Below are 13,408 nucleotides of genomic sequence, written 5' to 3'. Positions count from 1 at the left end.
ATATTTATATTAATAGGATATATTATATATAGTCTAATTTTTATGTTAATTTGAAAATTAATTTGATTAATTCTAAAAGAGGTGTCGCATGATCTGGGATAAAAAGTTAGCAAAAAAGAGGTTAGATGAAGCTTACAATAATGCTAAAATTGAATATTTTGATAATAATTCAAAATATATATTTTTCAGTGACTGTCATAGAGGCGACAATACACCGTCAGATGAATTTGCAAAAAATCAAAATATTTTTTTATATGCATTAGGATTTTATTTTAATAATGGCTATACTTATGTGGAGCTTGGAGATGGGGATGAACTTTGGGAGCATTCTAATTTTAAGCATATAAGATTAGCACATGATGAAGTATATTCCCTGCTAAAAAAATATTATGATTCTAATAGATTGATCATGCTATATGGTAATCACAATATACTTTTAAAATATAAAGATTTTGTAAAAAACAATTTTTATAAGTTTTATGATGATTATAACGAAGAAGAAATAGAGTTATTTCCTGGAATTACGCTGTATGAGGCTGTAGTGTTTAAACACAATATTACATCACAGGAAATTCTTGCTGTTCATGGGCATCAAGGAGACAGGATGAATGATAAGCTATGGCGCTTTAATATGTTTACAGTGAGATATTTTTGGAGGTTCCTTCACTCAATCGGCTTTATAAATCCTGCAAGTCCTGTAAAAAGTTCCGAAAAAATCCACAAAATCGAACGTATCTATGGTGATTGGATTAAAACAAATAAAATTATGATCATCTGTGGACATACTCATAGGCCTCATTTTCCAAAAGCAAATGAATTACCTTATTTTAATGATGGATCATGCGTCAGAGCAAGCGGGATACAAGGTATTGAAATATCAGGTGGAAAGATAATGCTTATTGAATGGAAAATCAGAACTGATTCCGAGGGAGATCTTCATATAAAAAGAAAAATATTAAGAGGACCCGAACCAATAGAAACCTTCGACTTAAGAAATAAAATGGCAAATAGAGTAAGCATACATTAAACATATGAAGATTTTTATATATTTAATATTTGCAATTATTAGTATAGGAATATTAATTTTCTTTTTATCAAATTTTGACCTAGTATTGCTGAAAGTTTTATATTAACATCTATAATTTCTTGCCCCACACAGCAACCCCATACTGATCTTTACCTGTAATCGCTAGGGTTCGCTCATCCAACTGCCAATCCCATGCAGGTGTTACTTTATAGGTTTCTACAGTATTACCGTAAGAAATTGAGATAGTAGTACCATCAATGTATTCCCAATGACCATTGATTGAACAGCAGGTAAATCTTCCATCTTGTTCTAAAGTCATTGGAACAGAGTTAATAACTCCTTGAGGGATAGATGGTACTAATTTAATTCTTTCATATTCGCCTGCAATCAGTTCCTTTCCTATAAGCTGAGTCTTTTCACCTGCATAACACTGAGGATTTAGAACTGGCCAGCCATCGGGTGTCCAGAGCATCTTGTGTATATGCATGGTAGAAATCTGAGGAACCTTAAAATCATGTTCCCTTATATGACACACGAGATACCACTCATTATCAAAATCCCTTAGAACCGAATTATGACCAGGTCCCATATATCCTTGACCATCATTAAAATGATATCCACAGGCAATCATGTACCCAACTTCATTTTTATAATCATCTAAATCTGTCATATCTCTTCCGTTCACATCATAATATGGTCCTGTTACCTTTATGCTTCTTCCAACTCTTATATTGTAATCACTTTTTAAGGAGCCATAAGAAACAAATAGATAGTAATATTTCGTATCTGGATTATACCTTATATACGGTCCTTCTATAGCACAATCAACCCACTTTGGGCGGCAAGCAATACATTTTCCTATACCTTCTTCTGCAGCAAGTCCAGTTTCCTTATCAAGCTTTATAATATGACAGCCACCCCAAAAAGATCCATAGGTCATATATATGTCCCCTGTTTCTTCGTCCTTTATCAAATTTGCATCTATTGCATTTACAAGGGAATCCTCGCTTGTTTTTATAACGCAGCCTCTGGGAATAAATGGGCCTTCCGCATTATCAGCCACTGCTAGAAATATACAGGATTGACGTACACCCCAAGTAGAATTTGAGCAATACAAACGATACTCATTACCCATTTTTATAATATCTGGAGCCCATATTCCGTTGTCCCCTACCCAATCAAAAGATTCTTTTGGAGGATTCTCAACTACTTTGCCTATATTCTCCCAGGTGATCATATCTGCAGATCTTCTAGCAATCGCTCCTGTACAATAGGTATAGTAATTACCTGATACAGGATCATGAAAAATAGCAGGATCGTGAGATCCCCATAAACTCATTTTATCTGGTTCCTTTGGTTTTTCACCTTGTGCAAACACGGGTTTAGTCACAGGAACCGGTGGTTTACTTGGAAATTCTATTTTACAATCTTTAAATTCAGCCATTTTAATCCTCCTTAAAAGTTCAGTTTAGGCAAATCACATTTTTTTGCAAAACACGCTATTCCATTACTATCTTTTCCAGTTAAAATAATAGTAAGCTTGTCTAATTCATTATCCCAAGCTTCTTTAATGATACAAGTTTCTTTATAGTTGGCATAAGTGAATTCGATTGTCTCAAAATCAATAAGCTTCCATGCACCTCTTATACTTCCTCCTAGTTCAACCCTTCCTTCAGTATTTTCAGGCATCTTAACTGCCCACGAATTTCTCGTACTGCTTGCACCCTGCATTGTAATATCGAGAATATCAAGTGAAACTGAGTTGAAAACGCCTTGAGGCAGGGTAGGTGTTAACTTAACAAACTCATAATGGCCTATTATTTTTTCTGATAATAAGGAGCTTTTCTTAAATTCCTTATAGCATTCTGGGCTTATAACAGGCCATCCATCAGAAGTCCAAAACAATTCTCTGACCTCAAATAGTTCTTCTGCACTCTTATTAGTTGTATATGAAAGCGCTTGAACAGGATTTGGATTTTCAGCTGAAACTGCATCCTCTGAAGTAGAAGTTACCACTGGCAGCCGCAACACAAATTCATCTTCCAAGCTTTTTGCCGCTAATAAATTGATAGAACTAGAAACTCCTCTATTGTTCTCAGTATAAACGGTTTCATAAGCCCTATATTCATTAGCTGCTTTAATTGTGTTAGCCCTCAGAAAATTAGGTATTAACTTTTTAAGGCTCTCCAGAGTACAGCCTGTAATTTTCCCCATGTTTTCTCCTCCATTACTAACTTAAGATTCATTTTTAATATATCACGATAAAATTTATATAGCAATAACTATTTTATGTTTATTTAAAATGTTTTACTTAATCTAAAAACGCCATTATCAAAAATAAGGGATAGCTGTGCAGCTAACCTTTTTTACAGGATTTATTTTTCCTGATCTAGCATTTTTCATCGCAGCAAAGGCAGCAAACTTTTGAAAAAGCCTAAATAATCGTTATAATCAAAATATAAACTAGTTTAAGTCCATATAAAATATTAGTTCTTTTATAAAGAGTAAAAAATAAGCACCATTTGCAGTGATAATTAATAAGCTGAATACATATGTAATTATAGTACTCGGTATTTTATTCCATATGCAATCAATTCCTAAAACAAACTATTCTATAAAATACAGAGATTATACATATGAATTTTATTTTAAGGGGGATATCTGGATGAAAACTAAATTAGTACACAAGCTTTTCTGTATTATAACTGTATTTATTATAGGTGTTTCAGTAATATTAATTAATAAATGTAATAGTAACAAAACCGTATATACCAAGCAAAATAATATTCTTCTTGGTAACATAACATATAACAGTAAAGCAAAAAAATCTACCAATGGTTCAAAACAAAAAAAGCCGGCTACTACCAAAGGCTTTCAAATTAATATTGATAAGAAAGTTATAAAAAGTACTACGAACTATATAATATATGTTAATTTATCGCGCTGCAAAATTTATATATACAGTTACTTAAATAAGAAACCTTCATTAGTAAAAACAGCTCCTTGTGCTCCTGGCAGAAGGTTGACGCCTACCATAAAAGGTCTTTATAAATCTCAACGAGTAGCTGTATGGGTACATGATGTAAAATATAAATGCTATTTAAAATATGTTACAAGAATATATGGAGGATACCTGTTTCACGCTCAGCCAATGAACAGTAAAGGACAAATAGTAAGCAGAATAATGGGAGTACCCGCTTCTCATGGATGTGTACGACTTTATACTAATGATGCAAAGTATATCTATGAAAAGATACCAACTGGGTCTACAATATATATTAAATAAAAAAGGAAATGTTGTGGCACTACGGAGATTGACCCGTTCATTAAGCACTTGTAACACAAATTTTATGTAAATTTGCTAACAATTGCTAAATTCACTCTATATCTCCTTTGTGCCACAACATTTCCTATGCCCTGACTCTTAATATCCACAAAATACTTTTATTATATTCCTTCTGTTACCTTATTCTCTTAATTCACTAACTTCAAAATATATTATCGTTTCTTTATTTAATGAAGCTAAAATCATAGCTTGTTTCAAATAACAAGCTGCTATTTTGGCTTAGGTAAAAATATTGTTATTCTAGTACCAATACCTTTTCTGCTTAATACAGAGAAATATCCTTTATGTCCATCAATAATCCATTTAGCTATAGAAAGTCCCAAACCAGTACCGCCATTTTTTCTGCCTCTTGCTGTATCTGCTCTGAAGAATCGCTCAAAGATATGCGGTATATCCTCTTCATCCATGCCTATACCATTATCTTGAATCGAAAAATATGGCTCTCCTTTTTCGTTCACTCCTGTTTTTAATATTATAACTTCGTTTGTATCAGTGTATTTAACGGCATTTTCAATCAATATTCTTGCCGCTTGCTTGAGCAAACCTATATCTCCATAAACAATTATTTTTTCTGAATTATTATACTCATATATATGATTTTTATCTATCATCTTGGATTCTTCCAAAACTTCATTTATCATATCATTCAAAAGCAGCTCCTTGCAGCTAATCTGTGTCTTGCCATTGATCCCTCTAGCTAAAAATAATAATTGTTCCACTAGATTTTTCATATTATCAGATTCGCTTTTTATAGCTGCAATGGATTCGTTTAATACGCTTTCATCCTCTTTTCCCCACCGATCCAGCATGTTAGCATAACCTTGTATTACTGAGATTGGAGTTCTAAGTTCATGTGAAGCATCAGAAACAAACCTTGCCTGCTGTCTATAAGAATCTCTCATTCTTTCCAAAAGGTTATTTATCGCTTCTTCCAAACCTCGCAGCTCACTGTCACCGGTATAAATTTTTTCATCTGAACTATCAGGACTAATTTTAGAGATAGCCTCCTCAAGATTCTGAAATTTTTCCTCATCAAAGGTCATATTACTAAGTCTGCTTGCCGTTTCAGCTATTTCATCCAGTGGTCTTAGAGTTCTTCTGATTTTTATTGTTCCGAATATTATTTCTTTAAGCACAGATAAGCCTTCTATAATAGCTATAGCCGTAATTACCCTATGAACAATATATATATATCCGCTTGCATTTTTAATCATAGTTTTACCATTATCCCAAACTACTTTATAAGTTGAACTTTCTATAGGAAAAAAATCTAAAGATCTTTTAGCATCTGGCACAAATTTTCCGTAAAAACTAATTTCGGCATCTATACACCAGGTCGAAATAAGAAAAAGTATTAAAAATACGTCAATCACAAGAAATTTGAAAAAAAGTTTTCTTACAAAAACAGCATTGAGTTTTATTGCAATAGATGTAACTTTTTTTGTTGAGTTTGCCTTCTTATTCATCTTTTATTACATACCCCACTCCACGTACTGTGGATATTATCTTTGTATTGAATACATCATCTATTTTTGTTCTTAAGTACCTTACATAAACATCTATCACATTAGTTTCTCCAATATAATCATAGCCGCACACTTTTTCCATCAATATATCTCTATTTAATACTATATTTTTATTTTCCATTAAAATTTTTAACAAGCTGAATTCCCTATTTGTTAATTCAATCTTTGTATTGTCATACATTACCTCATGTTTCTTCTTATCTAAAGACAATAATCCACAGCTTATTACATCTGTATCAGCTTTTTCAATAACAGTTCTCTTTTTAAGAGCAGTCCTTATTCTTGCTAATAATTCCTCTATAGCAAAGGGTTTTGTTATATAATCATCTGCCCCCGCATCAAGTCCAGATACCTTGTCCATAACAGCATCCCTGGCCGTAAGCATTATAACAGGCAGATCAGAGGTTTTTCTAAGTCTTCGCAATACTTCCAATCCATTTATTTGTGGAAGCATTATATCAAGGAGCATTAAATCCGCTTCTCCCTTTTCCGCAATTTCAAGACCAGTTCTTCCGTTGTCCGCCTTTAATATTTCATAACCTTCATGTAACAATTCCAGCTCTAAAAATCTCATTATTTTCTCTTCATCTTCAACAATCAAAATTTTAATCATTTTTAAATCCCTTTCTTAATCCCTCTTTTACCTTTTTTACATTTACTGAAAACAGCTTAAATATGTTATTAATCTTGTTGGTAACCTCCCTCTTTCCCGATAGTGAAAACTCCATGTCAAAGAAAAGACCTACTATAAACAAAGGAATAACTATCCAAAAAACAAACATTAATAATACTATAACCACCGTGATAGGCAGTCTAAGGAGTATTGAATTCTCTCTTTTTATTTCAAAGAAAATATTATTGCAGATGTCTATTACTTTACATACTGCCTCAAAAACTCCCCCAGAGTTAGTACGTCTTTTTGAATTATTATAATTATTCTCATGATCCTTTTTAATAATTATCTCTCTATATTTATAGTTTTCCTTATATTCATTTGTATAAAAAACACTAACAGAAGGCTTTTTAACCTTACCCTTTTCTTCAAGATACAACATTGCATCTAGAAGATTCCCATTTGCTTTTTCCAATGCATCACTTGCTTCTTTATAATTTATATTTGTTTCCTTCTGCAATTTTTCTACAAGCTTATGATTTTCCATAGGTACCCCTCCAGATCTATTGTATAAATTATACCATTTCGCCTCTTATTTTAATATGCTGTACTACATTAAAATAAGAGGCTTTGAATAATCTCAAAACCTCTTTTGACTGCCGCGAAATTAATTGTTGCTCTTATATCCTTCATTAAAATCACTCTTTATATTCTCTGCTGAGTTTGAAGCTTTTACTAGAATGTCATTTACCTTACCTACATTAATATTAGAACCAGTTATTGAATATTTATATCCTAAAAATAGCCCTATTACCAATAATATTGCTACCGGCCAAAATGCGATTATCAATAAAAGTACTGATATAGTCAGTGATATCTTTATAGGTCTTTCATTGTCTTTTCTTATTTCAAAATGATTTTCATTTCCCTTTTTAATAACTTTACCTATAAACTTGAATATCCTGCCTATAACTTCTCCTAGTCCGCCGCTTTTCTTCTTATAATTTTCTTCTCCACTTTTGACATCCACTTTTATAACATCAGTGCTTTCATTGTTCTCTACATTTCTTTCCATTTATATCATCCTCCATACCTTTTTATATCTTATATCTAGATGATACATGGCAAAAATTAATCTAAAATGTAAGAAAGATTAAAATCACATTAAAATCAGATTATTATTTTACACTCTACTCCATCATATATGAATAAATGTAGAATATCGAAATCAAAAAGTTTCATGAGTTATTTATTTGTTCATGCAAATCATTTTCTTTTCTTCAACGTTAATATCCTTTGCAATCACATCACATTTAGTCATTAACAGGAAATAGATGTTTTTGTTTTCTTCACTCAAACATTCATAGTTAGCTTGACCTTTAGCAATTACTATATCAGCCTTTTTATAGGCTTCTTTAAATTCAGTACTTGTTCGATTAAGAACAGTACCAAGGGAACCATCGCCATTATCTATAACCTCTGCATATTCATCAATGCCTACAGCATATGCGTCTTCAGCTATAGAATCATTTACAACGGGTTTACCCCTTACTCCGAATAATATTTTAACGCTAGGATTCAATTCTTTAATTTTCTTTACGAGAAGCTTGTCCATGCAAATTTCTCCACAATTATCACCTAAGTATAATAATATTTTTGCATCCGAAATATTTTCCATCAACTTCTTGGAATCATCTATTCCAAATTCTAGCTGTTCCATTTTTTCAAAACAATCATAAATATCTTCTAATAATGTATTGTGAATAGGATTAAAGTCTATGATATTACCCACAATGGCATATCTTATTGCTAATTGAAACGGATTTTCAGCTTGCTCTATCTTCTTCTCAAATTCAGGTAACAATTTTAAAAACAATGTATTATAGTAATTTCTAGTTTCTTTATAGGGGTCTGGATTATTCGTATGTTTTTTTATCATACCAAAAATATCTCCTATAACTTCTGGTGTGGTTGTCTCAAAATCCATTTTACTTAGATAAGCAAAAACTTCGCTCAATAATGTTTCTTTATCATTAATACCTGTAATATTTGCCACTTTGATAACCTGGTTGACTACACATGGCAAGCATTTATCGTGCATTTTCATATTAATACCTCATTTCACTTAACTAATTAGCAGCTTTAACTGTTAGATAAATTAGAGTTTTTGAAGAGGTAAGAGGTAAAAATTATTGAAGAAATTCAGCTCAAAAGCTGAATTTCCACCTAAACTCTTGCCTCTTACTTACTCGTAAATTTCTATTTACCCCACTCTAAAAAATTACTTGTCCTCTTAATTGTAACACATTTTCTACAAATTACTTATTTTTGAATACTTTACAAACTCAAAACAAGTGAAAAAAGCATCTACTTGTCTTGTGAACTCATCTTTTGCAACTATATTAATTGCTGCTCGGATATTCTTCCTTATAATCCTTCACGATTTCTATAAACAAAATAGTAGCTTATTCTACCCTTATCTCCAGCTGCTAGAGTATTTTAATGTAATTTCTATCAATTTAGCCATTGGTAACGATATACTCTTATTTTTATGATAAGCAAGTTGAGTTCTAAACTTACCAAAGGGCTCTGTTACCTCTATCATCTTGAGACTTCCTTCCTTTATCTCATTTCTAACTGTATAATAAGGTAAAAAAGAAATTCCCAGCCCATTCATCACGCATTTTTTAATAGCTTCTATACTTGAAAATTCTAAAGGATTTACATACCTTATTTTTTTCTCCCTTAAGTAATTTTCAAAGACTATTCTGGCACTACATCCTTTTTCACTAAATATGATACTATCCCTTGCTACTTCACCTTCAGAATTTGTTACTAAAAACTCCAAGTCCGCATCTGGTGCACCAATAATAACCATACCTTCATCTTTTAAATTTTTAACAATTAAATCTGTATCCGTAATTTCTGGTTCAATAGTAAAGATGATATCTAATTCTCCACTGTGCAATTTACTTCTTAGATCACTGCAAATTGAATCCTTTATAATTATGTTTACATTGGGGAAACTTTTTTTATATTCTTTTAAGATTTTTCCTAAACGATATATGGTTAATGATTCTCCTGCTCCAATGATTAAATCACCGGATACACCATTTTGCTCTGATGTTATGTTCTTAATTTCTTTATATATATGCAGCATTTGTTTAGCATAAGGAACTAGCTCCTTACCTACATTAGTCAAAATAATCTTTTTACCTAAACGGTCAAACAAGGCTTGTCCTAACTCACTTTCTAGAATTTGAATATGAGATGTTATAGTAGATTGAGCATATCCTAAATGCTCTGCTGCTTTTGTAAATCCGTCAAGCTCAACTATAGTTATAAATGTTTGCAAATGCCTAATTTCCATTAATCTCATTCCTTTATCCTTTAACTATATTATTACATTATCATATATTTCGATGATAAACTTCATTTATTTCAATTTTATTTATCGAACACATCAAGTTATAATTAAGAAAACAAAGTCCAAAATATGTATAATTAAAGGAGCCGTTAAGATATGAAAAAAGTATTATTACTTCTCGCCAATGGTTTTGAAGCCGTAGAAGCAAGTGTTTTTACTGATGTTATAGGTTGGAATAAATTAGAAGGTGATGGCACCACCGATTTAATAACAGTAGGATTAAGAGATAAAATTAAATGCACCTGGAACTTCACAGTAATTCCTGAAATGCATATAAGTGAAGCTAATATTGATGATTTTGATGCGCTTGCAATACCCGGAGGCTATGAAGAAGCGGGATTTTATGAAGAGGCTTATAGCGAAGATTTTTTAAACTTAATCAGAGAATTTGACAGAGCAGAAAAAATAATAGCTTCGATTTGTGTTGCTGCGCTTCCTATTGGAAAAAGCGGAGTACTAGTTGGTAGAAATGCAACAACGTATAATTTAGGAAATGGTAAAAGACAAAAACAATTATCTGAATTTGGTGCTAATGTTCTTGGTCATGAGCCCATTGTCGTAGATAAAAATATAATCACTTCTTATAATCCTTCAACTGCTTTCGATGTGGCTTTCAAACTTTTAGAAATGCTTACATCTAAAGAAAATTGCAGCAACGTTAAAAAGTTAATGGGGTTCTAGCTTTATTCCGGAGGCCGAATTTATTAATGATGCGAAATGAAGATGGAAATATGAGTGTGCATTATCAATACCCGGAGAACTGGTTAATGCGAAAATAACTACTAAAAGGCAAAAATAATTTACAGCTCAAAATGCTCCATCCACAGCTTATGTTTATTAAAGACCAAGGATTGTTGAACTACCCTTGGTCTTATTTTCATCTTGAAATTATATTTATTATAACAAATTATTAATTGCCTAACAGAATATTTATTACATCATCCATTGAAAGAACATTATCAAAACGTTTATTCCAAATCTCATAATTGTAAAATTTATAAAGTTTCTCACCAGATAAGTACTTGTTATCAAAAGTTGAATTTGTCTCTTCTGAAATATTTATTTTGTACTTTTGACATAGATAGTTCCCAAAACTATAATAGATTAGTAATTTATTGTAATTGTATTATTTTATATTCCATTTTAGAAGGACATATTAAAATTTACACAACATCACTCCTCTTGTAAAGTACTTATTTTTCAATATTGAATACATTATAAAAGGTAATTTCCTCTAAGTTTTTCTTCTTTAAAGTTTCCTTTTTATTAGTTGGATATCCAAAAGCTATAAATAAATTTCATTATTCATATTTTCAATGGTTACACCCTATGTCGGCTAGTTCCGCTTGGTTAAAGGCCTAAATGGCCTTTAACAGGTTATCTGTGAATGGCAATGAGCATGTTTAGATAACCCAGTAGCAATTTCACCGCATCTTTTTAACAGCATCTATAATTTATGAGTAAATAAGAGTTTAGGTATGACTACAGCATAATAAAAGGCTTTGAATAGTTTCAAAGCCCTTATGCTGTAATCTACCCTTTATATCCTTCTTTAAAATCATTTTTAATGTTATCTGCTGATTCTGAAGCTTTGTTTAAAATATTGTTGACTTCATGAACATTAATATTAGGACCTACTATTGAATATTTATACCCCAAGAATAATCCAATTACCAGCAGTATTGCAACAGGCCAGAATGCAATTATTAGCAGGAGCACTGATATCGTTAATGATATCTTTATTGGTCTATCCTTTTCTTTTCTTATTTCAAAATGGTTTTGATTCCCTTTGTCTATAATCTTACCTATAAATTTAAATATTCTACCCATAACTTCTCTAATTCCACCGCTTTTCTTTCTATAATTTCTTTCCTCGTTTTTTTCCTTGACTTCTACAATAGCAGCAGTTTCATTATTCTCGGCCTTACCTTTTCTTTCTAAATAGATTACAGAATCTATAAGATTCCAATCAAATTTTTGTAATACATCCTCTGCCTCTTCATAGCTTACTTTAGACTTTTCCATTAAAGTTTTAATCAATTCATTTCTTTCCATATTAATCTTCCTCCATACCCTTTTTATTAACGTATTTTAGATAAACATCGAAAGCTTAAGGAACCTTTATTAAGTTCACGTAATGTTTAACCATTGCTTATATAATACCCAGCAAAAATTAATCTAAAATGTAAGAAAGATTAAAATCAGATTAAAATATCATAACTCACTTTAATTTATTGTTTCTTCAGTAGCATTGTTAATCATAAAGCTCAAAATCATATCTTGATACACCAAATATATAATCACAATTTGGTAACAATTGATAAATACATGCTATAATTTATTTATTGTTAGCTATGAAGAAAATTTATATACTACTTGGAAAATATTTCAAAAATCTCTTGACTTTGACATCGTGTCGTCCATTATTCTGATTATTGAAAGGAGATGAGCGTATGAAATTGATGACTATCAGCGAGGTGAGTAAAGTCTTTAATGTTTCTACACGAATGCTTCGATACTATGAACAAATTGGACTGTTACCCCGTCAGCGCAAAGAAGATTATGCATATCGCGTCTATGATGAAAATGCTATTAGACGTCTACAGTACATCATTGTACTACGCAAACTACGAATTTCACTAAAACAAATTGCGTTGATCTTGAAAACTCCGGAACATATTCATACTATTGAAATATTCCAAAAAAACATTGCCGAGCTTAATGATGAGATAACTGCTCTTAATACCATTCGCGATGTGTTGAAGATTTTTGTATCACGATTGAACCAAAACATAGGAACGTCAATTAAGCTCGACCTATTGCGAAATTCTGATATCATAAAAATCATTGAACCTCTAACCCTTTCTCGAATTAATTTTAAGGAGGAACGATCTATGGAAGATTTAAACAAAGCAAATGAGGTACTGGGTAAGTTACGGAATGTTCGTATTGTTTTGTTACCACCCTTTACTGTCGCTTCATATCATTTTGTTGGTGAAAACCCAGAAGAAACCGTTGGAGATGTGCTAGACAAATTTGTTTGTGAAAGCAAGTTATATGAAAAGAAACCCGATGCAAGAATGTTCGGATTTAATCATCCAAATCCATCTCCGAGCAGACCGCATCACGGATATGAAGACTGGGTGACTATTCCAGATGACATGGAAGTCCCAGCACCACTCGTAAAAAAGAAGTTTGATGGCGGAATGTACGCAGCACATACCATTGCATTCCCTGATTTTCACGAATGGAACCTTTTAAGCAAATGGGTAGAAGAAAGTGATAAGTATGCTCCTAATTACAGTGAGCAGGGCGAAGAGATTATGGGTGGATGCCTTGAAGAACACTTGAATTGGATTTATTCTTCCCATATGGGTTGGCCTAAAAACGGAATAGATGGGTATATTGATTTACTTTTGCCAATAAAGTTAAAATAGCAACCATATACCATGATAAATTCTAATTTATA

13 protein-coding genes and 1 pseudogene are annotated in these 13,408 nt (G+C 31.8%); 5 read left to right on the top strand and 9 right to left on the bottom strand.

Features of this window, described 5'->3' with window-relative positions; all coding sequences use genetic code 11:
* Positions 1-88: 88 nt before the first annotated feature.
* Positions 89-1,027 (top strand): metallophosphoesterase, encoded by a 939-nt coding sequence (locus CLORY_RS03145; RefSeq protein WP_079422066.1) that lies wholly within the window; start codon positions 89-91, stop codon positions 1,025-1,027.
* Positions 1,028-1,136: 109 nt separating this feature from the next.
* Here the strand turns inward: CLORY_RS03145 and CLORY_RS03140 are convergent, their stop codons facing one another.
* Both CLORY_RS03140 and CLORY_RS03135 read right to left on the bottom strand, forming a co-directional pair.
* The gene (locus CLORY_RS03140) at positions 1,137-2,471 is read right to left on the bottom strand and encodes an arabinan endo-1,5-alpha-L-arabinosidase (RefSeq protein WP_079422064.1); all 1,335 of its coding nucleotides are present in this window, start codon (positions 2,469-2,471) and stop codon (positions 1,137-1,139) included.
* 11 nt (positions 2,472-2,482) lie between these two features.
* Positions 2,483-3,241 carry a lipocalin-like domain-containing protein gene (locus CLORY_RS03135; RefSeq protein ID WP_079422062.1) on the bottom strand — a complete coding sequence of 253 codons (759 nt, stop codon included), beginning with the start codon at positions 3,239-3,241 and terminating at the stop codon, positions 2,483-2,485.
* A 451-nt stretch (positions 3,242-3,692) separates the two neighbouring features.
* Here CLORY_RS03135 and CLORY_RS03130 point away from each other — a divergent pair, with 451 nt between their 5' ends.
* Positions 3,693-4,313 carry a L,D-transpeptidase gene (locus CLORY_RS03130; protein WP_169911507.1) on the top strand — a complete coding sequence of 207 codons (621 nt, stop codon included), beginning with the start codon at positions 3,693-3,695 and terminating at the stop codon, positions 4,311-4,313.
* Positions 4,314-4,582: 269 nt separating this feature from the next.
* Here the strand turns inward: CLORY_RS03130 and CLORY_RS03125 are convergent, their stop codons facing one another.
* The 6 genes from CLORY_RS03125 to CLORY_RS03100 all read right to left on the bottom strand — a co-directional run bounded on the left by CLORY_RS03125 (position 4,583) and on the right by CLORY_RS03100 (position 9,882).
* Positions 4,583-5,839 carry a sensor histidine kinase gene (locus CLORY_RS03125; protein ID WP_079422060.1) on the bottom strand — a complete coding sequence of 419 codons (1,257 nt, stop codon included), beginning with the start codon at positions 5,837-5,839 and terminating at the stop codon, positions 4,583-4,585.
* The gene (locus CLORY_RS03120; RefSeq protein ID WP_079422058.1) at positions 5,832-6,512 is read right to left on the bottom strand and encodes a response regulator transcription factor; all 681 of its coding nucleotides are present in this window, start codon (positions 6,510-6,512) and stop codon (positions 5,832-5,834) included. Before CLORY_RS03120 ends, CLORY_RS03125 begins: the two co-directional genes overlap by 8 nt.
* Positions 6,505-7,059 (bottom strand): UBA domain-containing protein, encoded by a 555-nt coding sequence (locus tag CLORY_RS03115; RefSeq protein ID WP_079422057.1) that lies wholly within the window; start codon positions 7,057-7,059, stop codon positions 6,505-6,507. The genes CLORY_RS03120 and CLORY_RS03115 overlap by 8 nt, the downstream gene beginning before the upstream one ends.
* Before the next feature lie 120 nt (positions 7,060-7,179).
* Entirely contained in the window at positions 7,180-7,587 is a 408-nt protein-coding gene (locus CLORY_RS03110) for a DUF4342 domain-containing protein (RefSeq protein ID WP_079422056.1), read from the bottom strand.
* Positions 7,588-7,761: 174 nt separating this feature from the next.
* Positions 7,762-8,619 (bottom strand): damage-control phosphatase ARMT1 family protein, encoded by an 858-nt coding sequence (locus tag CLORY_RS03105; protein WP_079422055.1) that lies wholly within the window; start codon positions 8,617-8,619, stop codon positions 7,762-7,764.
* Positions 8,620-8,988: 369 nt separating this feature from the next.
* Positions 8,989-9,882 (bottom strand): LysR family transcriptional regulator, encoded by an 894-nt coding sequence (locus tag CLORY_RS03100; RefSeq protein WP_079422054.1) that lies wholly within the window; start codon positions 9,880-9,882, stop codon positions 8,989-8,991.
* Between the two features lie 153 nt (positions 9,883-10,035).
* Between CLORY_RS03100 and CLORY_RS03095 the strand changes: the two genes are divergently transcribed.
* A complete protein-coding gene (locus CLORY_RS03095) occupies positions 10,036-10,620 on the top strand; it encodes a DJ-1/PfpI family protein (protein ID WP_079422053.1) in 585 nt (194 codons plus the stop codon).
* A gap of 852 nt (positions 10,621-11,472) precedes the next feature.
* Here the strand turns inward: CLORY_RS03095 and CLORY_RS03085 are convergent.
* Positions 11,473-11,994: a DUF4342 domain-containing protein gene (locus CLORY_RS03085; protein ID WP_079422052.1), complete on the bottom strand. Its 522-nt coding sequence runs from the start codon at positions 11,992-11,994 to the stop codon at positions 11,473-11,475.
* A 398-nt stretch (positions 11,995-12,392) separates the two neighbouring features.
* On the opposite strand from CLORY_RS03085, the pseudogene CLORY_RS23925 reads away from it, so the two are divergent.
* Together CLORY_RS23925 and CLORY_RS23660 are read left to right on the top strand one after the other, a co-directional pair.
* A pseudogene (locus tag CLORY_RS23925) lies at positions 12,393-12,593 on the top strand (MerR family transcriptional regulator); the annotation flags it as partial.
* Between the two features lie 240 nt (positions 12,594-12,833).
* Complete coding sequence (locus CLORY_RS23660) at positions 12,834-13,376, top strand: GyrI-like domain-containing protein (protein ID WP_242954322.1); 543 nt, start codon at positions 12,834-12,836, stop codon at positions 13,374-13,376.
* Positions 13,377-13,408: the final 32 nt, after the last annotated feature.

It is taken from the genome of Clostridium oryzae (assembly GCF_002029235.1).
GTDB lineage: Bacteria > Bacillota > Clostridia > Clostridiales > Clostridiaceae > Clostridium_AE > Clostridium_AE oryzae.
The sequence above is the reverse complement of the archived record's forward strand: the minus strand, read 5'-3'. Positions and strand labels throughout refer to the sequence as shown.

What these genes read in the sequence shown, in the direction of transcription:
- CLORY_RS03145 (WP_079422066.1), top strand. Translation starts at nt 89, where the DNA reads ATGATCTGGGATAAAAAGTTAGCAAAAAAGAGGTTAGATGAAGCTTAC.
- CLORY_RS03140 (WP_079422064.1), bottom strand. Translation starts at nt 2,471, where the DNA reads ATGGCTGAATTTAAAGATTGTAAAATAGAATTTCCAAGTAAACCACCG.
- CLORY_RS03135 (WP_079422062.1), bottom strand. Translation starts at nt 3,241, where the DNA reads ATGGGGAAAATTACAGGCTGTACTCTGGAGAGCCTTAAAAAGTTAATA.
- CLORY_RS03130 (WP_169911507.1), top strand. Translation starts at nt 3,693, where the DNA reads ATGAAAACTAAATTAGTACACAAGCTTTTCTGTATTATAACTGTATTT.
- CLORY_RS03125 (WP_079422060.1), bottom strand. Translation starts at nt 5,839, where the DNA reads ATGAATAAGAAGGCAAACTCAACAAAAAAAGTTACATCTATTGCAATA.
- CLORY_RS03120 (WP_079422058.1), bottom strand. Translation starts at nt 6,512, where the DNA reads ATGATTAAAATTTTGATTGTTGAAGATGAAGAGAAAATAATGAGATTT.
- CLORY_RS03115 (WP_079422057.1), bottom strand. Translation starts at nt 7,059, where the DNA reads ATGGAAAATCATAAGCTTGTAGAAAAATTGCAGAAGGAAACAAATATA.
- CLORY_RS03110 (WP_079422056.1), bottom strand. Translation starts at nt 7,587, where the DNA reads ATGGAAAGAAATGTAGAGAACAATGAAAGCACTGATGTTATAAAAGTG.
- CLORY_RS03105 (WP_079422055.1), bottom strand. Translation starts at nt 8,619, where the DNA reads ATGAAAATGCACGATAAATGCTTGCCATGTGTAGTCAACCAGGTTATC.
- CLORY_RS03100 (WP_079422054.1), bottom strand. Translation starts at nt 9,882, where the DNA reads ATGGAAATTAGGCATTTGCAAACATTTATAACTATAGTTGAGCTTGAC.
- CLORY_RS03095 (WP_079422053.1), top strand. Translation starts at nt 10,036, where the DNA reads ATGAAAAAAGTATTATTACTTCTCGCCAATGGTTTTGAAGCCGTAGAA.
- CLORY_RS03085 (WP_079422052.1), bottom strand. Translation starts at nt 11,994, where the DNA reads ATGGAAAGAAATGAATTGATTAAAACTTTAATGGAAAAGTCTAAAGTA.
- CLORY_RS23660 (WP_242954322.1), top strand. Translation starts at nt 12,834, where the DNA reads ATGGAAGATTTAAACAAAGCAAATGAGGTACTGGGTAAGTTACGGAAT.